At 73.2% G+C, this 22,594-nt stretch carries 21 protein-coding genes; 5 read left to right on the top strand and 16 right to left on the bottom strand.

Annotated elements, in window-relative coordinates; translation table 11 throughout:
- Window positions 1-25 precede the first annotated feature (25 nt).
- The 8 genes from ACFZAX_RS30555 to ACFZAX_RS30590 form a co-directional block, all read right to left on the bottom strand.
- The gene (locus ACFZAX_RS30555; RefSeq protein ID WP_390965540.1) at window positions 26-838 is read right to left on the bottom strand and encodes a TrmH family RNA methyltransferase; all 813 of its coding nucleotides are present in this window, start codon (window positions 836-838) and stop codon (window positions 26-28) included.
- A gap of 79 nt (window positions 839-917) precedes the next feature.
- Entirely contained in the window at window positions 918-2,159 is a 1,242-nt protein-coding gene (cobA, locus tag ACFZAX_RS30560; protein ID WP_390965542.1) for a uroporphyrinogen-III C-methyltransferase, read from the bottom strand.
- Window positions 2,160-2,480: 321 nt separating this feature from the next.
- Window positions 2,481-5,879 carry a nicotinate-nucleotide--dimethylbenzimidazole phosphoribosyltransferase gene (gene cobT / locus ACFZAX_RS30565; RefSeq protein WP_390965543.1) on the bottom strand — a complete coding sequence of 1,133 codons (3,399 nt, stop codon included), beginning with the start codon at window positions 5,877-5,879 and terminating at the stop codon, window positions 2,481-2,483.
- Window positions 5,880-6,213: 334 nt separating this feature from the next.
- Complete coding sequence (gene cbiE, locus ACFZAX_RS30570; RefSeq protein WP_390965544.1) at window positions 6,214-7,470, bottom strand: precorrin-6y C5,15-methyltransferase (decarboxylating) subunit CbiE; 1,257 nt, start codon at window positions 7,468-7,470, stop codon at window positions 6,214-6,216.
- Window positions 7,471-7,640: 170 nt separating this feature from the next.
- Complete coding sequence (locus ACFZAX_RS30575) at window positions 7,641-8,279, bottom strand: GNAT family N-acetyltransferase (protein ID WP_390965545.1); 639 nt, start codon at window positions 8,277-8,279, stop codon at window positions 7,641-7,643.
- 135 nt (window positions 8,280-8,414) lie between these two features.
- Window positions 8,415-9,278, bottom strand: coding sequence for a MetQ/NlpA family ABC transporter substrate-binding protein (locus ACFZAX_RS30580; protein WP_390965546.1), 864 nt, complete (start codon window positions 9,276-9,278; stop codon window positions 8,415-8,417).
- Window positions 9,279-9,414: 136 nt separating this feature from the next.
- A complete protein-coding gene (locus ACFZAX_RS30585) occupies window positions 9,415-10,083 on the bottom strand; it encodes an ABC transporter permease subunit (RefSeq protein ID WP_390965548.1) in 669 nt (222 codons plus the stop codon).
- The gene (locus ACFZAX_RS30590; protein WP_390965549.1) at window positions 10,080-11,144 is read right to left on the bottom strand and encodes an ATP-binding cassette domain-containing protein; all 1,065 of its coding nucleotides are present in this window, start codon (window positions 11,142-11,144) and stop codon (window positions 10,080-10,082) included. Before ACFZAX_RS30590 ends, ACFZAX_RS30585 begins: the two co-directional genes overlap by 4 nt.
- 671 nt (window positions 11,145-11,815) lie before the next feature.
- Between ACFZAX_RS30590 and ACFZAX_RS30595 the strand changes: the two genes are divergently transcribed.
- Window positions 11,816-12,175, top strand: a complete 360-nt coding sequence (locus tag ACFZAX_RS30595) for a hypothetical protein (protein ID WP_390965550.1) — start codon at window positions 11,816-11,818, stop codon at window positions 12,173-12,175.
- Window position 12,176: 1 nt separating this feature from the next.
- The gene (locus ACFZAX_RS30600) at window positions 12,177-12,626 is read left to right on the top strand and encodes a hypothetical protein (RefSeq protein ID WP_390965551.1); all 450 of its coding nucleotides are present in this window, start codon (window positions 12,177-12,179) and stop codon (window positions 12,624-12,626) included.
- A gap of 107 nt (window positions 12,627-12,733) precedes the next feature.
- Here the strand turns inward: ACFZAX_RS30600 and ACFZAX_RS30605 are convergent, their stop codons facing one another.
- The 3 genes from ACFZAX_RS30605 to ACFZAX_RS30615 form a co-directional block, all read right to left on the bottom strand.
- Window positions 12,734-13,240, bottom strand: a complete 507-nt coding sequence (locus tag ACFZAX_RS30605) for a GNAT family N-acetyltransferase (protein ID WP_390965552.1) — start codon at window positions 13,238-13,240, stop codon at window positions 12,734-12,736.
- 37 nt (window positions 13,241-13,277) lie between these two features.
- On the bottom strand, window positions 13,278-13,904 hold the full coding sequence (locus ACFZAX_RS30610; protein ID WP_390965553.1) for a sigma-70 family RNA polymerase sigma factor: 627 nt from the start codon (window positions 13,902-13,904) through the stop codon (window positions 13,278-13,280).
- Window positions 13,905-14,038: 134 nt separating this feature from the next.
- Complete coding sequence (locus ACFZAX_RS30615) at window positions 14,039-15,238, bottom strand: glycerophosphodiester phosphodiesterase family protein (protein ID WP_390965554.1); 1,200 nt, start codon at window positions 15,236-15,238, stop codon at window positions 14,039-14,041.
- A 241-nt stretch (window positions 15,239-15,479) separates the two neighbouring features.
- Between ACFZAX_RS30615 and ACFZAX_RS30620 the strand changes: the two genes are divergently transcribed.
- The 3 genes from ACFZAX_RS30620 (at window position 15,480) to ACFZAX_RS30630 (ending at window position 16,963) form a co-directional block, all read left to right on the top strand.
- Window positions 15,480-16,151, top strand: coding sequence for a lysophospholipid acyltransferase family protein (locus ACFZAX_RS30620; RefSeq protein WP_387371952.1), 672 nt, complete (start codon window positions 15,480-15,482; stop codon window positions 16,149-16,151).
- Between the two features lie 114 nt (window positions 16,152-16,265).
- Window positions 16,266-16,478, top strand: a complete 213-nt coding sequence (locus ACFZAX_RS30625; protein WP_390965555.1) for a hypothetical protein — start codon at window positions 16,266-16,268, stop codon at window positions 16,476-16,478.
- Window positions 16,454-16,963 (top strand): hypothetical protein, encoded by a 510-nt coding sequence (locus ACFZAX_RS30630; RefSeq protein WP_390965556.1) that lies wholly within the window; start codon window positions 16,454-16,456, stop codon window positions 16,961-16,963. The genes ACFZAX_RS30625 and ACFZAX_RS30630 overlap by 25 nt, the downstream gene beginning before the upstream one ends.
- A gap of 9 nt (window positions 16,964-16,972) precedes the next feature.
- On the opposite strand, the gene ACFZAX_RS30635 is transcribed toward ACFZAX_RS30630, so the two are convergent.
- The 5 genes from ACFZAX_RS30635 to ACFZAX_RS30655 form a co-directional block, all read right to left on the bottom strand.
- Complete coding sequence (locus tag ACFZAX_RS30635) at window positions 16,973-17,944, bottom strand: aldo/keto reductase (RefSeq protein WP_390965557.1); 972 nt, start codon at window positions 17,942-17,944, stop codon at window positions 16,973-16,975.
- A 193-nt stretch (window positions 17,945-18,137) separates the two neighbouring features.
- Complete coding sequence (gene argH, locus ACFZAX_RS30640) at window positions 18,138-19,571, bottom strand: argininosuccinate lyase (RefSeq protein ID WP_390965558.1); 1,434 nt, start codon at window positions 19,569-19,571, stop codon at window positions 18,138-18,140.
- 258 nt (window positions 19,572-19,829) lie between these two features.
- A complete protein-coding gene (locus ACFZAX_RS30645; RefSeq protein WP_390965559.1) occupies window positions 19,830-21,047 on the bottom strand; it encodes an FAD-dependent oxidoreductase in 1,218 nt (405 codons plus the stop codon).
- Complete coding sequence (locus ACFZAX_RS30650; RefSeq protein ID WP_390965560.1) at window positions 21,044-21,241, bottom strand: 4Fe-4S domain-containing protein; 198 nt, start codon at window positions 21,239-21,241, stop codon at window positions 21,044-21,046. The genes ACFZAX_RS30645 and ACFZAX_RS30650 overlap by 4 nt, the downstream gene beginning before the upstream one ends.
- Window positions 21,242-21,266: 25 nt before the next feature.
- Entirely contained in the window at window positions 21,267-22,499 is a 1,233-nt protein-coding gene (locus ACFZAX_RS30655; RefSeq protein WP_390965561.1) for a cytochrome P450, read from the bottom strand.
- Between the last annotated feature and the right edge of the window lie 95 nt (window positions 22,500-22,594).

Raw genomic sequence — 22,594 nt, forward strand, 5'->3', positions numbered from 1 at the left:
GGCGCCGTGACCGGTTGCGGCCGGATCAGGCCGAGCGCGGGCGGGTGGCGTAGAACGCGACGGCGGAGGCGGCGGCCACGTTGAGCGAGTCGACTCCGGCGTCCATCGGGATACGGACGTGGTCGTCGACGGCGGCCAGGGTCTTCGGGGTGAGGCCCGCCCCTTCCGTACCGAAGACGAGGGCGAGCCGCTCGTCCTGCCGCGCGGCGAGCTCGTCCAGGGTGATCGCCCGTTCGCTGAGGCAGAGCGCGGCGACCGTGAAGCCCGCGGAGTGCAGCACCCCGACGTCCGCGGGCCAGGACTCCAGCCGGGTCCACGGCACCTGGAAGACGCCGCCCATGGAGACCTTGACCGCCCGTCGGTAGAAGGGGTCGGCACAGCGCGGGGTGAGCAGCACGGTGTCGACGCCGAGCGCGGCCGCGTTGCGGAAGGCGGCGCCGATGTTGGCGTGGTCGACGATGTCCTCGAACACGGCGACCCGGCGGGCACCGGCCAGCAGCCCGGCGGCGTCGGGGAGCGGCTCGCGCCGCATGGAGGCGAGCGCGCCGCGGTGCACGTGGTAGCCGGTGACCCGCTCGGCGAGTTCGGGGGTGACCACGTACACCGGGGACTCGGCCGCCTCGATGACGTCGCGCATCACCTCGGTCCACTTGGGGGTGAGGAGCATGGAGCGCATCGCGTACCCGGCCCCGCCGGCGCGGCGGATCACCTTCTCGCCCTCGGCGATGAAGAGGCCCTCCTCGGGTTCGCGTCTGCGGCGCAGTTCGACGTCGGTGAGGCCCGTGTAGTCGTGCAGGCGCGGGTCGTCGGGGTCCTCGACGGTGATGATCTCTGCCACAGGAGTGCTGCCTTGTCCGGGGTGGGGGTGACGGCGGGGCCGCCGGTTGCGCGGTGGCGTCGGTTCGCGGTGGCGTCGGCTACGCGGTGGCGTCGGGGCCGACGCCGACGACCTCGCCGATGACGATGACGGCAGGCGGGCGTACGTCCTCGGCCGCGGCCCGCTCGCCGACGGTGGCGAGTGTCGCGTCGACGCGGCGCTGCGCGGCGGTGGTGCCCTCCTGGACGAGGGCGACCGGGGTGGCCGGGTCCTTGCCGTGGGCGACGAGGGCCTTGGCGATGGCGCCGATCTTGTCGACGGCCATGAGGAGGACGAGGGTGCCGCGGAGTCGAGCGAGGGCCTCCCAGTCGACGAGCGAGCGGGGGTCCTCGGGGGCGACGTGGCCGCTGACGACGGTGAACTCGTGGGCGACGCCCCGGTGGGTGACCGGGATACCGGCGGCGCCGGGGACGGAGATGGAGCTGGAGATGCCGGGGACGACGGTGCACGGGATGCCTTCGGCGGCGAGCGCCCGGGCCTCCTCCATGCCACGGCCGAAGACGAACGGGTCGCCGCCCTTGAGCCGGACGACGGCCTTGCCCGCCTTCGCGTGGTCTATGAGCGCCCGGTTGATCGCCTCCTGGGCCATGAAGCGGCCGTAGGGGATCTTCGCCGCGTCGATGACCTCGACGTGCGGGGGCAGTTCGTCGAGGAGGTCGCGGGGGCCGAGCCGGTCGGCGATGACGACGTCGGCCTCGGCGAGCAGGCGGCGGCCCCGCACGGTGATCAGGTCGGGGTCGCCGGGTCCGCCGCCCACGAGCCAGACGCCGGGGGTGCGGGTGCGGTGGTGCGCGGCGGCGAGGGTGCCGTCGCGGAGTCCGTCGACGATGGCGTCACGCACGGCGGCGGAGTGGCGGGGGTCGCGGCCCTTGGAGGTGGTGGTGAGCACGGCGACCGTGACGTTCTCGCTGCGGCCGGTGGCGGGGGTCCAGGCGGTGGCCGCCTCGGCGTCGTCGCTGCGGACGCACCAGGTGCGGGTGCGTTCGGCCTCGGCGGAGGCGGCGGCGTTGGCCGCGGGGTCGCTGCTCGCGACGAGCGCGTACCAGGTGTCGGCGAGATCGCCGTCCGTGTACCGGCGGCGTTCCCAGCGGATCTCCCCGGCGTCGGCCATCGCCTCGACGGATGGGGTGGCGGACGGCGAGACGAGGGTGATGTCGGCCCCGGCCGCGATGAGCGCGGGGAGACGGCGCTGTGCGACCTGGCCGCCGCCGACGACGACGACGCGGCGCCCGTGCAGGCGCAGTCCGACGGGGTACGCGGGGTGATCGACGTGCTCGGCCATGGCGGTGCTGGCTCCTCGGCGGGGAACGTGCGTACGGCGCGGTGGGCGCCGTACGGGGAGTCCGGTCCGGCGTACGGGACGCGGCGGCTGCGGACGGGGCTGCCGCTGCGGCTCCGGAGCGGCTGTGACGTGCGGGTTCAGCAGGGTGGGGCGGGGACCACCATACGGGGTGGGGCCGCCGGAGGGCAGGGCCCCGGGAAGGCCGGGGCCCTGCCCGGGCGGGCCGGGGACTTCCGTCCGGGCCAGGCCGGCACAGGCCCCCGCGAGCCCGGCATGATCCGGACGGGAGGTCCGGGGGGCCGCCCGGGGACGGCCCCGGGACTACTTCTCCGTGACGCCGGCCGAGTCGAACGTCGCCACCTCGTGCATGGCGCGCGCGGCGCTCTGCACGATCGGGAGCGCGAGCAGGGCGCCCGTGCCCTCGCCGAGACGGAGATCGAGGTCGATCAGCGGGCGCAGGCCCAGCTTGTTGAGCGCGGCGACGTGGCCGGGCTCGGCGCTGCGGTGGCCGGCGATGCAGGCGGCCAGCGCCTCGGGGGCGATGGCGCGGGCGACCAGGGCGGCGGCACCGGCGCTCACGCCGTCCAGGATCACCGGGGTGCGCAGCGAGGCACCGCCCAGGAGGTAGCCGGCCATGGCCGCGTGCTCCAGGCCGCCGACGGCCGCGAGCACGCCGATCGGGTCGGACGGGTCGGGCTGGTGCAGTTCCAGGGCGCGGCGCACCACGTCGACCTTGCGGGCGTGCATCTCGTCGTTGATACCGGTGCCCCGGCCGGTGACCTCGGACGGATCGGCGCCGGTGTAGACGCAGATGAGGGCGGCCGACGCCGTGGTGTTGGCGATGCCCATCTCTCCGATGAGGAGGCCCTTGTTGCCTGCGGCGACGAGGTCGCGGGCGGTCTCGATCCCGACCTCGATCGCCGCGAGGACGTCCTCGCGGCTCATCGCGGGACCGGTGGTGAAGTCCGCCGTGCCGGGCCGCACCTTGCGGGGCAACAGGCCCGGGGTCGCGGGGAGTTCGGTGGCGACACCGACGTCCACGACGCAGACCTCGGCGCCGACCTGGCTCGCGAACGCGTTGCAGACCGCGCCGCCGGCCAGGAAGTTGGCCACCATCTGGCCGGTGACCTCCTGGGGCCAGGAGGTCACCCCCTGGGCGTGCACGCCGTGGTCGCCGGCGAAGATCGCGACGGCCGCGGGCTCCGGGATCGGCGGCGGGCACGTCCGGGAGAGCCCGGCGAGCTGCGCGGAGATGATCTCCAGCATGCCGAGCGCGCCGGCGGGCGTGGTCATGCGCTTCTGGCGTTCCCACGCCTCTCCGAGCGCCTTGGCGTCCAGCGGGCGGATGCCGGCGATGGTCTCCTGGAGCAGGTCGTGCGGCTCCTCACCGGGCAGCGCCCGGCGGCCGTACGTCTCCTCGTGGACCACCCAGGACAGCGGGCGGCGCTTGGACCAGCCGGCCTGCATCAGCTCGGGCTCCTCGGGGAACTCGTCGACGTACCCGACACAGAGGTACGCGACGACTTCGAGGTGCTCGGGCAGGCCGAGGGCGCGGACCATCTCGCGCTCGTCGAAGAAGCTGACCCAGCCGACGCCGAGGCCCTCGGCCCGGGCGGCGAGCCACAGGTTCTCCACGGCGAGCGCGGAGGAGTAGGGGGCCATCTGCGGCTGGGTGTGGCGGCCGAGGGTGTGGCGCCCGCCGCGGGTGGGGTCGGCGGTGACGACGATGTTCACGGGGGTGTCGAGGATGGCCTCGATCTTCATCTCCCGGAACTGCTTCGCGCGGCCCTTCGGAAGGGACTTCGCGTAGGCGTCACGCTGCCGCTGGGCGAGTTCGTGCATGGAACGCCGGGTCTCCGCCGAGCGGATGACGACGAAGTCCCAGGGCTGCGAGTGGCCGACGCTGGGCGCGGTGTGCGCGGCCTCCAGCACACGGAGCAGCACCTCGTGCGGGATCGGGTCGCTGCGGAAGCCGTTGCGGATGTCGCGGCGTTCGCGCATGACGCGCAGTACGGCCTCGCGCTCCGCGTCGTCGTAGCCGGGGGCCGGGTCGGTCGCCGGCTCCTCGGGGGCGTCGGCGTACCCGGCCTCCGGCTCCTCGGCGGCGGGCTGTGCCGCGACGGCCTCGGCGGGGACGAACGACTCGGCCTCGGCGGGGACGAACGACTCGGGCTCGGCAGGGGCGAGCGACTCGGGCTCGGCCTCGACGGCCCCTGAGACCGGGGCCTCGGGGGCGTCGGGGGCGTCGGCGGGGTGGAGTTGGTCCTGTCGCACGTTCTGGTGTTCCGGTTCCGTGTACTGCGGCCCGGCGCCCTGTTCGGCGGCGGGGGGCTCGACGGCCCAGGGCGCTCCGGCGGCCTGCGGCGCGGCGGACTCCGGTGCACTGCCGGCCCCCGGGCCGGGGTCCGGCAGGACGGCCGGGAGGGCGACGGGCTCGGCGAGCGGGGCCGGTTCGGCGACGGGCTCTTCGGCGGTCGGCTCTTCGAGGGCGGGCTCTTCGGCCGGTTCCTCGATCACGAGGCGTCCGGGGACCGGAGGCCCGGTGGCGATCAGGCCGGTGGCGCTCGGGTCCGGGACGGTCGGGTCCGCGACGATCGGCTCGGCGGCCGTGTGCTCCGCCGGGTCCTGCGCCGCGAAGTCCTGGACCTGCTCGGGAAGCCGGGTGCCGGTGGACTCGGCGGCGGGCAGCGGGCCCGCCTCGGGCGCATAGGTCTCGTCGGCGGCCTCCGGCACGAAGGCCGGCGCGTGGGCGGCGGGCTCGGCGTCCGTCTCGGGGACGACCGTTTCTGCCGGGGCTTCCACCGCGAGCCCGGCCGGCTCCTCGGCAGGGGCGTGTGCCGGCGCGAGGTCCTGGGCGGCGACCGGCTCGAAGTCCGGCGCCTCCTCGGGCGCGGGCACGGACTCCGGTGCGGGCTGCTGGAACGCCTCGGCCGGTGCGTACTCCACCGGAACGGCCTCCAGGGGCGCGGCCTCGGCCACCACGGCCTCGTACGGCGCGGACTCGGCGGCCGGGGGCGCGGCCGGCTGCTGCTCCTCGGCGGCGGCCGTCCCGGGCGCACCCCACGGGGCGGCACCCGGGAGCGGGATCTCGCCCAGCTGCGGGCCGGGAAGCACGGGCTCCTGAGCGGCGGGGGCCTCGGCGGGTGCGGGCGCCTCGGCGAGTGCGGGCGCCTCGGCGAGTGCGGGCGCCTCGGCGGGCGCCTGGTACTCGGGCACGACGGGGGCCGGAGCGGCGGTACGGACCGGCGCCTGGGGCTGGGGGGAGCCGGCCGGGCCCCGGTCTGCCAGCGAGCGCACGAGGCCGCTCTGCCCGCCGTAGGACGGGCCGTCGACCGAGGGTCCGCGGTGCAGCGGACGGCGCGAGGGGGCGGGGGCCGCGGCGTGCGCGGGGGCGGGCGTCGGGGCCGGGATCCGTACACCGCCGAGGTCGAAGGCCCCGGAGTCGTGGCTCGCGGGACCCTGTGCCGGAGGCTCCTGGGCCGGGTAGGCGCTCTGCTGGGGGAACTGCTGGTAGGCGTCCCCGGCGGGCGGCGGGACGAGCTGCGGGTCGCCCCACGCGCCGCCCTGGGCGGCGGGCATCAGCAGCAGGTCTTCTTCGTCGGATGCCTGCTCGGAGGGGTCGAGGTAGGTGTAGGCGTCCGGGGCGAGGACGCCCGGCTGCTCCACCATGCCTGCGTTCTCCGGCTGTCCCTCGCCCGGGACCTGGCCGGTGTCAGTCATGCGTACCCCTCGCCCATCGTCAGTACTCCTTCGGCCCGTCTCCCGGGACGCCCGCGTCACGGCAGGCCGGTGCTCGTCATCAAGAACGAGCGGGCTCGCCGCGCGGCACGAAACGCCCGCGGACCTCTACATATTCTCGCGGCCGTTCGCCGCAGCGACAGGTCGTTGCGCCGCGGTTCACTGTGGACTGCGCCACTTCGCGCGTGCCCGGTCGTGCCGTACCACAGGGAGAAACAAAACAACTCCCTTATCCGGACATTGACGAACGAAGCGACGAACGACCGGGTTCGGTACAACAATCGGCCAGCCTACCTTCCGCGCTGTAGCGACCTGGTCACGGGGCAAGGTCCGAACGCACCGCGCAGAGCAGGAACGCGACGGACCGTTCGCGTTCACGCCAGGCAGAGGTGTCCAGGTCCACGGACTGGAGAAGTGCGCATTCCACCGTGTAGCCGCTGCCCGAGAGCGTGGTGACGAGTGCCTCCGCCTGGTCCCGGGTGGAGGCGTGGGTGACGATCCGCTCCGGGCGCCGGTCGGCGACGGCGAGGGCCACGGGTACGCCGCCGCCCCCGATGCGTACGACATCGGGTTCGGGAAGCCGTTCGAGCACGTGCGGGGCGAGGCCCTGGACGATCTGGACGGCCACGCCGAAGGAGCGGGCGGCGGCCGTCGCACGGGCGCAGGCGGCAGGATCACGGTCGACGGCGATGACGGCCGCGCCGAAGCGGGCCGCTTCGACGGCCAGCGCGCCGGTGCCCGAGCCGATGTCCCAGACCAGGTCGCCGGTGCGCGGGCCGAGCCGGGCCAGTTGGGCGGCGCGCATCCCGGCGGACTCGCCCTCGGTGCTCTCCGCCGTACGCCCCCGGTCGCCTCCGGCCACGCCGTGGCCGGTCCGGTGGTAGGCGTGCTCGGGCAGCGCCCAGCCGCGTACGCCGTCGGGGCGGGCGGGGTCCCGGCCGCCGATCCAGGCGGCGGACGCGGTGGTGGGGCCGGAGCCGACGACGATGACGACGTTGGGGTCGCGCCAGGCGTGGTCGGCGGCCTTGTCGGAGGTGAGGACGGTGACGCGCTCGCGGGCGGTGCCGAGTTCCTCGCAGATCACGAAGGTGCGGTGGATGCCGTCGAGCAGCAGGGCCAGTTCGGCGGGGCCCGCGCCGGGCGAGGTGAGGACGGCGACCTTGTGGTGGGCCCGGCAGACGTTGACGGCCCGTCGCAGGGTCCTCGGGTGCGCGACGACGACCTGGGCGTCGTCCCAGGGCATCCCGGCGCGGGCGAAGGCGGTGGCGACGGAGGAGACCGCAGGCACGACCTCGACCTCCAGGCCGTGTTCGGGTGCGCGCAGGGTGCGTACGACTCCGAAGAAGCCGGGGTCGCCGTCGGCGAGGACCACGGCGCTCCCCCGGTGTCCGGCGATGCGCCGGGCGGCCAGGTCCACGCTGCCGAGGCGGATGCGTTCGGCGTCCGGGGGGATTTCGGCGAGTTCGAGGTGGTGCGCGGCGCCCGCGACGAGCGTGGCGGCGGAGAGCGCTGCCGTGGCCGCTCTGGTCAGCGGTGAGCCGTCCCAGCCGATCACCGTGACCCGGTCGGCCATCGTCGTCCGTCTCCTGGAGCTGTGGGGGGGTGCGTGAGGGTGTGTCCGCCGGTGGAACGTCCCCGCGCGGTGAACCGGGTAGAGGCTATCGGGTGTCTCCGGAAGGGGAGCGGGCGGCGGTCCCCCACCGGTCCTCCGCCGGACCGGACGGGACGCGGCCGGCGGCCCCGTCAGTTCCAGTCGTCGTAGCTGCCGTAGCCGCCCGCGTCCGCGAGCTGCTCGGCGACGCCTTCGAGGTCCTCGGGGAGGAGCCCCCAGACGATCAGGTCGGTGCGGAAGTCGGCCCAGCCGCCGTCCTCCGTCTGCGTCCGCGCTATCCGCGCGTTGCGCAGGACGCCCTCGCTGATGCAGCCGAGCTTCTGGGCGACCTGCTGGGAGGCGGTGTTGTCCGCCTGGGTGCGCAACTCGATCCGCTCGAAGGCCTGGTCGCGGAAGAGCCACTCGGCGAGCGCCAGCACGGACTCGGTGGCGTATCCCTCGCCGCGCGCCCAAGGGGCGGTGACGTAGACGACTTCGGCGGAGCGCGTGCGCCAGTCGGTGTTGAGCAGCCGTACGGAGCCCACGAGCCGCTGGGTGAGGAACTCGTGGACGGCGAAGACGATGCCGTGGCCCTGGGTGCGCTCGCCGGGGGCGATCCGCCGGATCCAGCGCTCGGCGTCGATCTGCGTGTACGGGTGCGGGGCGTCCGTCCAGGCGGTGACGGCCTCGTCGTTCATCATGTCGGTCAGCGCGGGGAGGTCCGACATGTCGTAGGGGCGCAGCACCAGTCGGTCCGTGCTGATCGAGATCGACGGAAACGTGGTAGTCATGCGCAGCTCCATGCCGAAGACCGGTAAAGGCACAGCATGCAGTATCGGGCGCGCGCCGTGTATGGGCGGGTCCGTACGGCGGAGCCCCGCACCTCCCTCGGCGGGAGGTGCGGGGCTCCGTGGGCGTGCGGGGGGTCAGGAGGCGACCGGGGTACCGAAGGCGGGGATGACCGAGCCCTTGTAGGTGTCCTCGATGAACTTCTTGACCTCGTCGCTGTTGAGGAGCTTGGCGAGCTTCTCGACGCGGGGGTCCTTCTCGCCGCCCTTCTTGACGACCAGGATGTTGGCGTAGGGGTTGCCCTCGGCCTTCTCGATGGCGAGCGCGTCCTTCGACGGCGTGAGCTTGGCCTCGATCGCGTAGTTGCCGTTGATGACGGCGGCGTCCACGTCGTCCAGGGCGCGGGGCACGGTGGCGGCCTCCAGCTCCTTGAACTTCAGGCCCTTGGCGTCGGTGATGTCGCTCAGCTCGGCGTCGGTGCCGACACCGGCCTTGAGCGTGATCAGGCCCTGGTCGGCGAGGAGCAGGAGCGCGCGGCCCTCGTTCGTGGTGTCGTTGGGCACCGCGATCGTCTGGCCGGACTTGATGTCGGAGACGGCCGTGGCCTTCTTGGAGTAGAGGCCGAGCGGCTCCAGGTGGACGTTGACGACCGGCACGAGGTGGGTGCCGTTCTTCTTGTTGAAGTCGTCCAGGTAGGGCTTGTGCTGGAAGAAGTTGGCGTCGATCTGGCCGTTCTCGGTGGCGGTGTTCGGCAGGACGTAGTCCGTGAACTCCTTGACCTCCAGCTTGAGGCCGGCCTTCGCCGCGAGGTTCTTCTTCACGAAGTCGAGGATGTCGGCGTGCGGCGTCGGGGACGCGCCCACGACGAGCGCCTTGGAGGTGTCGGCGCTCGCGCCGGTGCCGCCGGCGGACGGGTCGGAGTCCGTGCCGCAGGCGCTCAGGCCCAGGGCGAGGGCTGCGGTGGCGGCGGCTGCCGCGGAGAACGTGATGGTCTTGCGCACGAAAAGTGCCTCTTTCGGGTGGGTGGAGCGCCCGGACAAGGAGTGCGGGCCCGGCCGTCGCCGCGCGTTCGTGACAGCGGGGCTGTTACGGGTGCGGGACGGAAGTCTGCGGGGAGGTGGCGCCACCGAGGGCGCGTCAGGCGGTGCGGCCCCGGCGGGCCAGCAGGCGTCCGACGAGGTCGCCGATGAGCTGCACGACGGTCACGATGACGATGAGCAGCACGACGGTCACGATCATGAACTGGTTGTCGAAGCGCTGGAATCCATAGGTGACGGCCTTGGAGCCGAGCCCCTCGCCGCCCACGGCGCCGGCCATCGCGGAGTAGCCGATGAGCACGATCACGGTGGTGGTGATCCCGGAGATCAGCGAGGGCAGTGCCTGCGGCAGCAGGACCTTCCGCACGATGGTGGGGATGGAGCCGCCCATCGACTGGACCGCTTCGACCAGTCCGTGGTCGACCTCGCGTACGGCGGTCTCCACCAGGCGCGCGAAGAAGGGGATGGCGCCGACGGCCAGCGGGACGATCATCGCGGTCGGGCCGATGAAGGTGCCGACGACCCAGGTCGTGAAGGGGATCAGCGCGATCAGCAGGATGATGAAGGGCAGCGAGCGGCCGATGTTGACGACCGCTCCGACGATCTTGTTGACCACGGTGTTCTGGAGCAGTCCGCCCCTGTCGGTGAGGACCAGCAGCACACCGAGGGGCAGGCCGACGGCGACGGTGACGACCGCGGACCACAGCACCATGTAGAGGGTGTCGACGGTGCCCTGGGTGAGCAGGGGCTGCATTTCGGACCAGGTCACTTCGCGGCCTCCTTGGCGAGCGGGGCGGTGGTCTGTACGGGGATCGCGGTGGCGGCCGCCTCGTCCACGACCTCGGCCCGCAGCCCCTGCTCGCGCAGGAAGCCGATGGGCACGACGTTCTCCTCGAAGCCGCCGGGCAGCTCGATGCGCATCCGGCCGATCTGTTTGCCGCCCACGGTGTCCATGGCCGCGCCGAGGATCGAGATGTCGATGTTGTACGTGCGGGAGAGCTGGGAGATCACCGGACGGCCGGCGGCCTCGCCGTGGAAGGTGACGTCGACGACCGTGCGGCCGGGGCCCGAGGTGCCGCCGCCGACCGGGAAGAGCTCGTCGGCCAGCTCGGAGCCGGGGGTGGCGAGGAGTTCACCGACCGTGCCGGACTCGACCACGCGGCCCCGGCGCATGAGCGCGGCGGAGTCGCAGATCGTCTTGACGACGTCCATCTCGTGGGTGATGAGCAGCACGGTCAGGCCGAGCTGCTGGTTGAGGTCGCGCAGCAGCTGAAGGATGGAGCGGGTGGTCTCGGGGTCCAGCGCCGAGGTCGCCTCGTCCGAGAGAAGCACCTTCGGGTCGCCGGCCAGGGCGCGGGCGATGCCGACGCGCTGCTTCTGGCCGCCGGAGAGCTGTCCGGGGTATGCCTTCGCCTTGTCGCCGAGGCCGACCAGGTCGAGCAGTTCGAGGGCCTTGCGGGAGCGGTCGCGGCCGGGCACGCCGAGGATCTCCAGGGGAAGTTCCACGTTGCCCTGGACGGTGCGTGAGGCCAGCAGGTTGAAGTGCTGGAAGACCATGCCGATACGGCTGCGCGCCTCGCGCAGCTCCTTGCTCGCCCGGCGGCCCCGGCCGGCGAGGGCGGTGAGGTCCTGGCCGGCCACCGTCACGGTGCCGGAGGTGGGGCGCTCCAGCAGGTTGACGCAGCGGATGAGGGAGGACTTGCCGGCGCCGCTCTGGCCGATGACGCCGAAGACCTCGCCCTCCTGGACGTGCAGATCGACTCCGTCGAGCGCGGTGACCTCGCGGTCGCGCGACTGGTAGACCTTCGTGAGGCCCGAAGTGGTGATCACAGGGTTTCCGTCACTGTCGAGTGCTCGCGGCGGGGTTGTGCGCCGGGCACGGGGCATTCGTCCGGGGGAGACTCACCGGCCCTCGTCGGCCGGGGTCTCGGCACGGTCGCGGCACAGGGGTGCCGGTCGAGGCCGTGCGGGGCCGACGCGTTCCTGCCCGGGCGACCGGAAGGCGACGGCGTCGGCGGGTTCTCGCTTCGGGGCGCGAGACACTGGCGGGGGCCCTCAGATGGCGCGCATTCGACACATACAACGAGCACCGGGCGTGCTGATCGCCTCGGTCGCAAGGGTGCGGCTGCTCGTCGTGGTCATGCCCCAAGTAAAACAGACGTAACAGAAGGCGGAACCAGTGCGTCCGCATACTGGGCTCCTGCACGGGATCCACGCTCCGCCGCGTACCGCTACCACCTCCTCCTCGCGCACCTCGCTGACCTGCGCAAACGAGAGGCCGGACCGGACCCGGCCGGCCGGGGGCCGCGCCTTCGCCCGGCCCGGGCGCCTGTGGCGGACGCCACGGCCCCGCCCCGGCAGGGCCGTGCACCGGCCGCCGGGGGAAGCCGCGGGGCTCGCCGCTCCGGCCGCCGGGGGCCCCGCCTCTCCTCCTTCGTATACGACCGCGGGGAGCCGGGGCCGGGGGCGGACACCGGGGCCGGCCGTAATACCCTCGGCTCATGCTCGACGCCCTGACGGTCACGCTCGCCGTGGCCGCGCTCGCCCTCGCCGCCTGGTGCGGATTCGCCGCATACCGGGACCAGCCGACCAAGGACTGGCACTTCATCGGTATGGCGGTCGTCACGCTGCTGGCGCTCGCCCAGCTGGTGGTGGGGATCGTGCAGCTGGCGCGCGGCGAGCGTCCGGAACAGGGCATGACGATCTTCATCTGTTATCTCGTCGGCTGCTTCGCGGCCGTGCCCGCCGCCGGTTTCCTCTCGTTGACCGAGCGGACCCGCTGGGGCTCGGCGACGGTGGCCGCCGGCGCGGTGGTGCTGGCCGTGCTCGAAGTACGGCTCTACGACATCTGGGGAAACTGACGTGACCGACACCGATCGCACCGAGACCCCGGCGTCGGCCGGCGCGACGGCGCAGAAGCCGTCGTTCGACCTGGGGACCGGCCCCGGACGCGTACTCGTCTGGTTCTACGGGGTGTTCACGGTCGCCGCCGCCTCCCGGGCGATCGTCCAGATCATCCTGGACTTCGGCAAGGCGCCGCTGGCGTACGCGCTGTCGGCCGTCGCCGCCCTGGTGTACGGGTTCATCACGTACTCCCTGGTGCGCGGCGGGGAGAAGGCCCGCCGGGCCGCCCTGGTCTGCTGCGCCGCCGAACTGACGGGCGTTCTGATCGTCGGTACGTGGACGATGGTGGAGCCCTCCGCCTTCGCCGACGCCACCGTCTGGTCGGACTTCGGCATGGGCTACGTCTTCATCCCGGTGATCCTCCCGATCACCGGACTGCTCTGGCTGCGCAGGGCCAAGCGGGCCTGAGACAGGCTCCGTTGCGGGGCCGTGCCTCCCGAGGAGAGCGCGCGGTCCCGCCCCGCACCGTGCGTCCGGGCGGGACTTCGCGTTCTCGGCGGTCGACGGCCGGCAAGCTACGCGCTCGCCAGGTACTCCCGGGCCGCCGGGGCTTCCTTCTCCAGCAGGATCAGGCGTACGCCGTCCTCACCCGTCTCCGCGCCGACCTGCGTGTATCCGGCGCGGCGGTAGAGAGCCAGGTTGCTCTCGCTGCGGTGCCCGGTGTGCAGCCGGAAGCGGGTGGCGGCGCGGTCGGACGCGAGACCGGCCTCGGCGGCGCGCAGCAGCCGGGCGCCGAGGCCGTGGCCTTGGAGCCGGGGGTGGACACAGAGTTTGGCGATCCGGCCGGCGCCGTCGTCCGTGGTGGACCCCCGGACCGCGCCGACGACCTCGTCACCGAGCCGTGCCACGAAGACCAGGTCGGTGGCGAGTTCGGTCTGGACGGACTCCAGGGTCTGGACGAGCGGGTCGATCCGGTAGTTCCCGTAGAGCTCCGCCTCGCTCTGGAAACAGAGGTACTGGAGCCTGAAGAGCTGTTCGGCGTCGTCCGGGGTCGCCGCCGAGATGATCACGCTCATGCCCATGTGTGCATGCCTCTCGCTCACCTGATAGGCCGGTTGTCTAACGCACCCTTCCCCGTGCGCGGGGAGCGGCAACCTCCGTCACGAGCAATATGCGGAGACATCCCAGACATCGGGAACGTATCGGTCCCAGACTCCCCTGTGACATACCCAACTCCCCCGCGATCTCGCGGTAGGTGCGGTCGCCGGGGTCGAGCAGCGCGGTCAGCAGGCCGGTGCAGCGGCCGGGCAGCCGGGCGACGGCCGCGCGCAACGCCCGGCGCTCGTCGGCTCCGAGGGTCGCGCGCTCGGGGCAGCCGGCCGGTCCGGCGTCGGGTCCGTCGTCCGCGTGCGGGTGTTCGCGCAGGGCGGCGCGCCGGGCCCGGCGGACATCGGCGCGTACGGTGTCGCGCACCCAGCGGGCGGGGTCGGGCAGCGGGGCGCCTGAGGCGAGGCGCTCCAGCAGCCGGAGCCAGACGGTCTGTTCGAGGTCGGCAGGGTCCGTTCCGGCCGCCGGGGCCTCGGCCGTCACCTCTGCGCGGACCAGCGGATGGAGGGCCGTCAGCACGACGACGGCGTACGCGGTGGGAGCGGCCGGACCGTGGTCGGCACGGTCGGCGGCGCCCGCGGCAGAAGGGTCGGCACGGTGGTCGGCAGGGGTAACGGCACGGTGGCCGGCGGGGGTCACGCCCGCTCAACGCGTTCCGCGCACGGCTGGTTGCCGTACGCGGGAAGTCCCACCCGACCGGGGCACGGCGGGCCCTGCGCTGACGCGGCCCCGTAAACAGGTGGGGCGGCACCAGCCCGGCCCGGTGGGGGCCGTCAGGCGCGGCGGGCGTCGGCCGCCGCGAGGAGCGCGGTGTCGGCGTTGTCGGAGAAGATTCCGTCGATGCCCGTGGCGAAGTACGCGCGGAAGGCCCCGAAGGCGTCCCCGTAGGCGTTGGGGTCGGTGCCCCGGCGGAACTCGGTGGGCAGGAACGTGTTCTCGTTGCGCATCGTGTACGGGTGGAGGATCAGCCCCTGCGCGTGGGCGTCCCGGACCAGGGCGGTCGGGGTGGTGAGGCGGCCGGCGGAGTCCCTCGGGACGACCAGGTCGAGGGTGGGTCCGATGCCCTGGGCGAAGGAGGCGATCCACTTCAGTCCGGCCGGGGTGACGAGGTCGGCGACGGTGCGCGGGTCGCCCGCCTCGGTGAAGTCCCAGGGACGGGAGTTCGCGCCGGCGAGCAGCACGATGCGCGGGGTGGAGACCAGCCGGGAGAGCCGCCGCACGGAGTCGGGCTCGAAGGACTGGAGGATGAGGGCGGCGTCGGCGCGGTCGCGTCCGTACCTGCGCAGCAGTTTCGCGAGCGGCTCCTCCAGGGCGAGTCCGAGGCCCCGGAAGTACGAGGGGTGCTTGGTCTCGGTGTAGAGCCAGACCGGCTTGCCGCGCTTGCGGCCCTCGGTTTCCGCCCAGCGCAGGACCTCCTCGAAGGTGGGGATCTCCCAGCGGCCGTCGTAGAGGGTGTTCTTCTGGCGGTTGCCGGGGATGCGCTCGGTGGCGCGCAGGGTCTTCAGCTCGGCGAGGGTGAAGTCCTCGGTGAACCAGCCGGTCAGCGCGACCCCGTCGACCGTCTTGGTGGTCCTGCGGCCCGCGAACTCGGGGTGGGAGGCGACGTCGGTGGTGCCGCTGATGTCGTTCTCGTGGCGGCAGACGAGGTGGCCGTCCTTGGTCGGGACGACGTCCTGCTCCACGATGTCCGCGCCGAGGTCGAGGGCGAGCCGGTAGGAGCCGAGGGTGTGCTCGGGCCGGTAGCCGCTGGCGCCCCGGTGGCCGACGACGGTGGGGACGGGCAGGTCGCGCAGCGAGCGTCCGGCGCCGTGGCCCTCGCCCGCGCGCCCGGCGTCCTGGCGCGTGTCGTCGTCACGGCTGCGGTCGGCGGCCGTGGCGGTACCGGCGGCCGGCAGGCCGACAGCGGTCGTTCCGAGCACCGCGGCTCCGAGCAGGGCCCGGCGGCCGGGGCTCTTGCGCGTACGCTCTGTCATGGACGCTCCTCGCAGGTGATGTTCGGCGGCGGCACCGGGCTCCGGCGCGGCCCCGAGCGTAGGCGGCGGTGCCGTACCGGGGACGGCGTGCGGGCCAACGCACGGCGAACACATGTCAACACTGCGTATCCAGTGCGTGAACCCGATGTGCGGTCGGCGGGTCGCCGCGAGTATCGTCCTCACCTGCACAGACCATCGCGTCACCGCCCCGGCCGGCCCGGCCACGACACCGGAGGAACCGTTGTCCCGACTCACGGTCATCAAGGCAGTGCTCGGACCGATCCTGCGCCTGATGTTCCGGCCGCAGATCGAGGGGGCCGAGAACATCCCCGGAGACGGTCCGGTGATCCTCGCGGGCAACCACCTCACCTTCATCGACTCGCTGATCATGCCGATCTGCTGCGACCGGCCGGTCTACTACATCGGTAAGGACGAGTACGTCACCGGCAAGGGCATCAAGGGCCGCATGATGGCCTGGTTCTTCACCGGCAGCGGCATGATCCCGGTGGACCGCGACGGTGGCCGGGGCGGCGTCGCCGCGCTGATGACGGGGCGCCGGGTGCTGGACGAGGGCGGCGCCTTCGCCATCTACCCGGAGGGCACCCGCTCCCCCGACGGACGGCTCTACCGCGGCCGTACGGGCATCGCGCGCCTCACCCTGATGACGGGCGCGCCGGTGGTCCCGTTCGCGATGATCGGCACCGACAAGCTCCAGCCGGGCGGCGCAGGGATCCCGCGTCCCGGCAAGGTGACGGTCCGTTTCGGCGAGCCGATGGAGTTCTCCCGGTACGAGGGCATGGACCGCGACCGCTATGTGCTGCGCGCGGTGACGGACTCGGTGATGTCCGAGGTCATGCGCCTCTCGGGCCAGGAGTACGTGGACATGTACGCGACGAAGGCGAAGGCCGCGTAGCGGTAGGGACTTCAAGGGCCCCGGGGGAGCTTCTCTCCCCCGGGGCCCTTCGCGTACCCGGACGCCCGCGGACATGTGCGGGCGCGGCGGGCCACCCGGCGGTACGGTCCCGGCGTGACCGGCAAGAAGGACGACGTCGGAGAGCCGAGCGCGGCGACATACGACGATCCCCCGGACGGCATGTGCGCGCCGGATACGGTCCGCCGGGCCGTGCGGCGGACCGGCGGGGGCGGCAGCCTGCCGCGGGACCCGACGGCCGTGTTTCGTCACCGCTCCGGGCCGCCGGGCGGCAGCATGGGGGCATGGTCACCAAGCCTCTGCTGCTGATCGACATCGACGGTCCGCTCAACCCGTACCTGGCGCTGTCCAGGCCCCGGAACCCGGAGGGGTACCGGCGTCTGCGGATGCGGCCGACGGGGTGGGAGACGGGGCAGGGTCTGCCGGTGCTGATCAACCCGGCGCACGGCGGCGAGCTGCTCGCGCTGGCCGCCCGGTACGAACTGGTCTGGGCGACCACCTGGAAGGACGAGGCCAACGTGTGGGTCGGGCCGCCACTGGGGCTGCCGCCCCTGCCGTTCGTCGACTGGCCGGTGGTGGGCGGGACCACGGGCGACGGGGTCTTCTGGAAGACGCCGTACGTCGTGGCGTACGCGGCCGGGCGGCCGTTCGCCTGGATCGACGACGAGGTCGGCGAGCGGGACCGGGGGTGGGTGGCGGCCCACCACCCCGGCCCGGCGCTGCTGCGGCGGATCGATCCGGCCGTCGGCCTGGAGCGCCGGGACTTCGACGCGCTGGCCGCCTGGGCGGCCTGAGGGCGGCCGTCAGCTCCAGGGGAGGGAAGCCCGGTACCGCCAGTACGCCTCCGGGTCCTCCACCAGGCTGCCGAACCGGGCGCGCTCCTCCTCGTCGAGGTCGAGCGTGACGGCGTGCAGGTTGCCGGAGAGCTGGCCGACCGTGGCCGCGCCGGAGAGGACGACCCCGGCCCAGGGCTGGTGGAGCACATGGGCGAGGGCCACCGCGTCGCTGCCGAGTTCCCGGTCGAGGGCGATCTCGCGGATCAGCGCCGGGGCCTGCGTACCGGCCAGCCGCCCGTTCGCCATGCCCTCCTTGACGATCACCGCGAGTCCGGCTTCGTGGGCCTCGGCGAGCGCCGGCCCCGCCGAGGTCTCCAGCGCGTTGAAGGTGGCCTGGACGGTACGGAAGAGAGGTTCGCCGTCGACCGTGACGGCGAGAGCCGCCAGGATGGCGTCCCGCTGGCCGGGGCCGCTCGTGGAGAGGCCGATCGTGACACCCTCGGCGGCCAGGTCGGCGAGCCGGGCGTGGAGTTCCTTGTCGGTGAGGGCCGGGCTGTCGGCGGTCACCGAGTGGATCTGGTAGAGATCGAGCCGGTCGCCCAGCAGGGCGCGGGTCTCGGCGCGCTGGCGGTCGAAGGTGGCCACCCCGTGGTCCTTGACCTCGTGGGCCTCGGCCTCGACGGACCAGTCGGCGGTGTAGGTGTAACCCCATTTGCTGCCGACCACCACGTCGTCGAGGGCGGGGCGGGCGGTCAGCCACTCGGCGAGGAACGCCTCGGAGCGGCCGTAGGAGCGGGCCACGTCGATGTAGCGGACACCTTGGGCGTAGGCCGCGTCCAGGAGTTCGTGGGTGCGGTCGCGCAGGGCGTCGGGGGTGCGGTCCTCGGGCAGGTCGAGGTCGCGGTGGAGGTTGATGTAGCCGGGCCTGCCGACGGCGGCCAGGCCGAGCCCGATGTGGGCGGTCGAGGCGGTGGCCGCGGTCAGGCGGTCGAACGGCATCGCGGGCTCCTCGTGGTCCGGGGGCGGTGCTATGCGAAGGCGGTGCTTGCGGGGCGGTTCTCGCCCGTACCCGTCAACGTAGCCCGCGGCGTCGTTCGTACACCTCTTGCCTCACCCGGGACCCGCCGGGCCACCCGGGGCCGGCCCGCGACCACGCGTCCGGACCGGGGGGCCCGGTCCGGACGGCGGACGGTTACTTACGGGCGGTCGCCCAGGCGTGCTGGACCGCGAGGTCCTGCTTGATCTCGGCGAGCTGGACCGCGACGGCGGACGGGGCCGTGCCGCCGCGGCCGTTGCGCGAGGCGAGCGCGCCGGGCACGTCGAGGACGGTGCGGACCTCGGGCGTGAGGTGCTCGGAGATCTTCGCGAACTGCTCGTCGGTCAGCTCGTCGAGCTCGATGCCGTGGTGCTCGCACTCCTTGACGCACGCGCCGGCGACCTCGTGCGCGACCCGGAACGGCACGCCCTGCTTGACCAGCCACTCGGCGATGTCGGTGGCGAGCGAGAAGCCCGCCGGAGCCAGCTCCTCCATGCGCTCCCGGTTGACGGTGAGCGTGGCCATCATGCCGGTGAAGGCGGGGAGCAGGACCTCCAGCTGGTCGCAGGAGTCGAAGACGGGCTCCTTGTCCTCCTGCAGGTCGCGGTTGTACGCGAGCGGGAGGGCCTTGAGGGTCGCCAGCAGACCGGTCAGGTTGCCGATGAGCCGCCCCGACTTGCCGCGCGCCAGCTCCGCGATGTCCGGGTTCTTCTTCTGCGGCATGATCGAGGAGCCGGTGGAGAACGCGTCGTGCAGGGTGACGAAGGAGAACTCCTTCGTGTTCCAGATGATGATCTCCTCGGCGATCCGGGAGAGGTTGATCCCGGTCATCGCGGTGATGAACGCGAACTCGGCGACGAAGTCGCGCGAGGCGGTGCCGTCGATGGAGTTGGCGACGGAGCCGCGCTCGAAGCCGAGGTCGGCGGCGACCGCCTCCGGGTCGAGCCCGAGGGATGAACCGGCCAGCGCGCCGGAGCCGTACGGCGAGACGGCCGTCCGCTCGTCCCACTGGCGCAGCCGCTCGGCGTCCCGGGAGAAGGCCTGTACGTGGGCGAGGACGTGGTGGGCGAAGAGCACCGGCTGGGCGTGCTGGAGGTGGGTGCGGCCGGGCATGGCGACGTCCGGGTGGGCCTCGGCGAGGCCGACCAGTGCGTCCTGGAGCTCGGCGATGAGTCCGCCGATGATCCGGGCGTGGTCGCGCAGGTACATCCGGAAGAGCGTGGCGACCTGGTCGTTGCGGGACCGGCCGGCGCGGAGCTTGCCGCCGAGGTCCTTGCCGACGCGCTCCAGCAGGCCGCGCTCCAGCGCGGTGTGGACGTCCTCGTCGGCGACGGTGCCGGTGAACGAGCCGTCGGTGACGTCGGCTTCGAGCTGGTCGAGCCCGCCGGTCATGCGGGTGAGCTCGTCGTCGGTGAGCAGGCCGGCCTTGTTCAGGACGCGCGCGTGGGCACGGGATCCGGCGATGTCGTAGGGCGCCAGCCGCCAGTCGAAGTGGACCGAGGCGGACAGCTTGGCCAGCGCCTCGGCCGGTCCGTCGGCGAAACGGCCGCCCCAGAGGCGTACGTCGCTGTTGGCGTTGGCGTTGCTCACTGCGTGCTCCTCGAAGAACAAGGGGGTGGATGTGCGACCGCCTCCCCGCCGCGGAGGATCGGGGAGGCCGGTTTCGTACGCGTGGTGCGGGCGTGGCGCGCTGTCGGGGCGGGGTCACGCCGGGCGGCGGTCTTCGCGGAGAAGGATGGAGATCCTCCGCGGTGCGCCCACCGTTGGCATAACTATGCAATCCTCCGTATGTTTTGTCAACGCGGCTGGTGGCGGGTGCTCACCTCGGTGGTGGGGGTGCGGGACGCCTCAGGCGGCAGGCGCTGGTTCAACGGCCCACGCCCGCCAGGGGGTACGGGCCGCGATCGCGGCCCGCCACGGGCGCAGCACCTTCGGGGGCGTGCCCACCGCCACCACCCCGGTCAGGAAGCGGCCGGTGCGGTAGGCGACGACGAAGGGGCCGCCTGCCATGTCCCCGTCGACGACACGGGCCTCGTCGTGGCCGCGGAGGTGCCCGTAGGCCTGGAACCTCGTCCCGTACTGGTCGGACCAGAAGGAGGGGACGGGTGCGAACGGTCGGGAGCGGCCGGGGTCCAGCAGGTTGCGGGCCGCGGCCATGCCCTGCTCGGCGGCGTTCGTTCGGTGCTCGATCCGCATGGCGGTGCCGAAGAGCGGGTTGCGCCACCGGGCCACGTCACCCGCGGCGTGGATGCCGGGCGCGGCGGCGCAGTACTCGTCGCATCCCACCCCGTCGGCCAGGTCGAGACCGCTGCCGGCGAGCCACTCGGTGTTGGGCCGGGAGCCGATGGCGACGAGTACGTCGTCCGCCCCGGCCTCCGTCCCGTCGGACAGGCGCACCCCCGTGGCCCGGCCCCCGGCCGTCCTGATCCCGGTGACCTTCGTGCCGGTCCTCAGGTCCACGCCGTGGTCGCGGTGGATCCGGGCAAGGTGGGCGCCCAGGCGCCGGCCGAGGACAGGGGCGAGCGGGACGTCGGCCGGCTCGACGAGGGTGACGGCGGCGCCGAGGGAACGGGCGGCGGCGGCCGCTTCCGTTCCCAGGAACCCGGCGCCCACCACCACCAGTCGGCCGCCGGACCTCAGGCGGTCACGGAGCGCCAGGGCGTCCCCCAGGTCGCGCAGGACGTGGACGCCCGGTGTGCCGCACTCCGGCAGGCGGCGGGGCCGGACCCCGGTGGCGACGACCAGGTGGTCGTAGGGGAGCTCGGTGCCGTCGGCGAGGGTCACCGTCCGTGCGGCCGGGGAGAGGGCGACGGCGCGCACCCCGAGCCGCAGGTCGAGTCGGAGGGCGTCCAGGTCCTCGGGCCGGCGCAGCCGCAGGCGGTCGGCCTGCCAGGCTCCGGTGAGGATCTGCTTCGACAACGGCGGCCGGTCGTAGGGAGGGTGGGCTTCCTCGCCCACGAGCGTGAGGGAGCCGTCGAACCCCTCGCGCCGCAGGGTTTCGGCGGCCGACAGTCCTGCCGCCGAAGCGCCCACCACCACGATGCGGCGCGGTGGCGCCGACGTCACTCCTCTTCCTCCAGCCGGATCGCGGCGGCCGGGCAGACGGCCACGGACTCCCTCACGTCCTCGTGGTACGCGGCCTCGGGCCGTTCGACGAGGACCTGGACGATGCCGTCGTCGTCCTGGTCGAAGACGTCCGGGGCCGCCAGGACGCACTGCCCGGAGGCGACGCACCTGGGCTGGTCGACTTTGACGCGCATGCGCTTCTCGATTCTGTGGTCGGTACTACCAAGTGACGGGCAGTTCGTAGACGCCGTAGATGACGCCGTCGTGCTTGAAGCGGAGCTGATCGACTCCGGTGGCCAGGGCCAGGGTGGGGATGCGCCGGTAGAGGGTGCTGTAGACGACCTGGAGTTCCACGCGGGCCAGCGGCTGGCCGAGGCACTGGTGGACGCCGAACCCGAAGGCGACGTGGCGGCGGGCGTCGCGGGTGATGTCGAGCCGGTCGGGGTCGGGGAAGAGTTCGGGATCGCGGTTGGCGATGTCGGCGGCGCAGATGACGCCGTCTCCGGCGCGGAGGGTGACGCCGCCGATCTCGATGTCCTCCAGCGCCACGCGCAGGCGGCCGAAGTGGACGATGGTGAGGTAGCGCAGCAGCTCCTCCACCGCCGCGGCGACCCGCTTGGGATCGTCGCTGTCGCGGAGCAGGGCGAGCTGGTCCGGGTGCTGCAGGAGGGCGACCGTGCCCAGCGCGATCATGTTCGCGGTGGTCTCGTGGCCCGCGGCGAGCAGGAGCGAGCCCATCTCGGCGGCCTCGCGCCGCGTCAGCTCCCCGGTGGCCACGCGCTTGATGGCCAGGTCGGACAGGATGTCGTCGCCCGGCTCGGCCAGTTTGTCGGCCAGCAGGTCCTCGAGGTAGCCGATGAGGGCCTCCGAGGCGGCGATCACCTCCTCGGGATCACCGTTGCGGCGGACCAGGACCTTGGTGTGCTTCTGGAAGAAGTCGTGCTTCTCGTAGGGCACTCCCAGCAGTTCGCAGATCACCAGGCTGGGCAGGGGCAGCGCGAACGCTTCGACGAGGTCGACGGGCCCCGGGGCGGCCAGCATGGTGTCGATCAGGTCGTCGACGATCGTCTGGATCGCCGGCCGCATCGCCTCCACCTTCCTGATCGCGAAGGGGGCCGTCACCATCCGGCGCAGGCGGGCGTGGTCGGGGTCGTCCATGGTGATGAAGGTCTGGCGGGTATGAGCCCGGGCTTTCGCCCCGGCGTCACGGTGGGGATACCCGGGCCGGGTGGGGTCGGCACTGATGCGCGGATCGCCGAGCAGGGCGCGCACCTGGTCGTGCCGGGTGATCAGCCAGGGCCGGCTGCCGTCCCACAGGCGCACCCGCTGGACGGGCTCGCCGCCCCGCTGTTCCCGCAGCGCGGGCGGCGGGTCGAACGGGCAGCCGGACGCCCTGGCCATCGGGTATTCGGGGTGGGGGGTCGGCGTCGTCGTGGTCACGGTCTCGGTCATGCCTGCCTCCTCGGCAGAAGGACGTCGGACGGAATCCATCGAGGAACTTGGTGCCCGGGCCCGGCACAAGATGCCCAGGACACGGAACTAGATGC

This window comes from Streptomyces sp. NPDC008125 (genome assembly GCF_042957125.1).
In the GTDB taxonomy this organism is placed as follows: Bacteria; Actinomycetota; Actinomycetes; order Streptomycetales; family Streptomycetaceae; genus Streptomyces.

Bases quoted from the DNA above. Each gene is read 5' to 3' on its own strand.
- cobA (WP_390965542.1), bottom strand. From the start codon at position 2,159: ATGGCCGAGCACGTCGATCACCCCGCGTACCCCGTCGGACTGCGCCTG.
- cobT (WP_390965543.1), bottom strand. From the start codon at position 5,879: ATGACTGACACCGGCCAGGTCCCGGGCGAGGGACAGCCGGAGAACGCA.
- cbiE (WP_390965544.1), bottom strand. From the start codon at position 7,470: ATGGCCGACCGGGTCACGGTGATCGGCTGGGACGGCTCACCGCTGACC.
- ACFZAX_RS30575 (WP_390965545.1), bottom strand. From the start codon at position 8,279: ATGACTACCACGTTTCCGTCGATCTCGATCAGCACGGACCGACTGGTG.
- ACFZAX_RS30595 (WP_390965550.1), top strand. From the start codon at position 11,816: ATGCTCGACGCCCTGACGGTCACGCTCGCCGTGGCCGCGCTCGCCCTC.
- ACFZAX_RS30605 (WP_390965552.1), bottom strand. From the start codon at position 13,240: ATGGGCATGAGCGTGATCATCTCGGCGGCGACCCCGGACGACGCCGAA.
- ACFZAX_RS30615 (WP_390965554.1), bottom strand. From the start codon at position 15,238: ATGACAGAGCGTACGCGCAAGAGCCCCGGCCGCCGGGCCCTGCTCGGA.
- ACFZAX_RS30630 (WP_390965556.1), top strand. From the start codon at position 16,454: ATGGTCACCAAGCCTCTGCTGCTGATCGACATCGACGGTCCGCTCAAC.
- ACFZAX_RS30635 (WP_390965557.1), bottom strand. From the start codon at position 17,944: ATGCCGTTCGACCGCCTGACCGCGGCCACCGCCTCGACCGCCCACATC.
- ACFZAX_RS30650 (WP_390965560.1), bottom strand. From the start codon at position 21,241: ATGCGCGTCAAAGTCGACCAGCCCAGGTGCGTCGCCTCCGGGCAGTGC.
- ACFZAX_RS30655 (WP_390965561.1), bottom strand. From the start codon at position 22,499: ATGACCGAGACCGTGACCACGACGACGCCGACCCCCCACCCCGAATAC.